The sequence below is a fragment of the Streptomyces sp. CC208A genome (genome assembly GCF_030010625.1).
In the GTDB taxonomy this organism is placed as follows: Bacteria; Actinomycetota; Actinomycetes; order Streptomycetales; family Streptomycetaceae; genus Streptomyces.
Genome location: NZ_JASCXN010000097.1, coordinates 1 through 1,352, shown reverse-complemented (window position 1 = coordinate 1,352; position 1,352 = coordinate 1). Strand labels below are relative to the sequence as shown.

The following is a 1,352-nucleotide window of genomic DNA, read 5'->3' as shown; positions in this document are numbered from 1 at the left end:
TTGACCGTGGAGACCGCCAACCCCGCACCGGAGGCATGCAGGTCCTTGGCGAACTCCTCGAAGTCGCGCCGCGCCAGCGCGGCCAGCATCTTCCGTCCCAGCCGCGGCACGAGATGGTTACGGATGAACCCTTCGTAGTTGCGGCGCGTCGCCTCACCGACGACCCGTCGTTCCAGCCACTCCTGAGCCCAGGTCCGCAACGGCACCAGCCCTCGCGCAGGGTCGAAGCGAATGCCGGCCTTCTTGTCGTTCTCGACCTTGTCGGCGAAAGCGTCCGCGCCGTCCGAGCCCACCCGACGGGGAAACGACCTCTCCCGCTGCCTCCCACGTCTACCGCCCGGTTCCCGGTACCGGACCGTCCACCCATGCCGACACCGCGGACGATCACAGGGAAAGTTCCGGTCTCGGACATCCCTCTTGCACCTCTGAAAGACGCTCGCCACCCAAGCCCCCGCGATCCTTCGCCTGACCGTGCTCGAAACCGTGCACCGCCACCTCACGACCGAGCAAGGCATTCATCACTAATCCCCTCTTTCCGGCGAATGTGGCCCCAGCCTCCCCCGCAGCCCCGCGGACCGTCGAGTCCGCGAGGCCCCCGCCGGATGCGCTCACGCCCTCCGCGCTCACCGCCACGTGATCCGCGTATCAGCATCGAACGCCATACCGCGCTATGGTTGATGTATGGCTACCAAGAAGGTGACTATCACTCTCGACGAATCCCTGGTCGAAGCCCTGGCCGGAGCAGCCGAGGAAGAAGGCATCCCACTCTCCCGCCTCGTCGCCGGAGCAGCCGAACGCGAGCTGCGCCTGCGGGCAGGCCGGGCCGTCATCCAGGAGTGGCAGGCGGAACACGGCGCCTTCACCCCGGAAGAGCTCGCCGCCGCCCGCGCAGACCTTGCCGCCGCCGACGCCGAATACCTCAGCGGCTCGGGAGCCTCGGCCGCGTGAACATCCCCTACCTGTACGACGCCGGAGTCCTCATCGCCATCGACAACGACGACCGACGCATGTGGGCCCGTCACAGCCTGGCCCTTGACGACGGACGGGACATCCACGTCCCCTCCGTCGTTGTCAGCCAGGCATGGCGGGACTCCCGCCGCCAGGTCAGACTCGGCAAGTTCCTCGCCGGGTGCCACGTCGTACCCGTCGGCCTCGAAACCGCCAAAGCCGCAGGCATCCTCTGCGGCAAGGCCGGCACCTCCGACATCGTCGACGCCACCGTCGTGACCATGGCAGCCAGCCTCGGCGCCATCATCTGGACCTCGGACTCGAACGACATCCGCACCCTCATCGACGCCCAGGACATCAAACCCGCCCCTGTCATCCGCACCGTCTAGTACCGCAGCCGCAGT

Annotated in this window: 2 protein-coding genes and 1 pseudogene; 2 read left to right on the top strand and 1 reads right to left on the bottom strand. The window is 67.6% G+C overall.

What is annotated here, in order from left to right:
* Positions 1–443: pseudogene (locus QK442_RS36125) on the bottom strand (site-specific integrase); the annotation flags it as partial.
* A gap of 238 nt (positions 444–681) precedes the next feature.
* On the opposite strand from QK442_RS36125, the gene QK442_RS36120 reads away from it, so the two are divergent.
* Entirely contained in the window at positions 682–948 is a 267-nt protein-coding gene (locus tag QK442_RS36120; RefSeq protein ID WP_282698375.1) for a hypothetical protein, read from the top strand.
* Positions 945–1,337, top strand: a complete 393-nt coding sequence (locus QK442_RS36115; protein WP_282698374.1) for a PIN domain-containing protein — start codon at positions 945–947, stop codon at positions 1,335–1,337. Before QK442_RS36120 ends, QK442_RS36115 begins: the two co-directional genes overlap by 4 nt.
* Positions 1,338–1,352 lie beyond the last annotated feature (15 nt).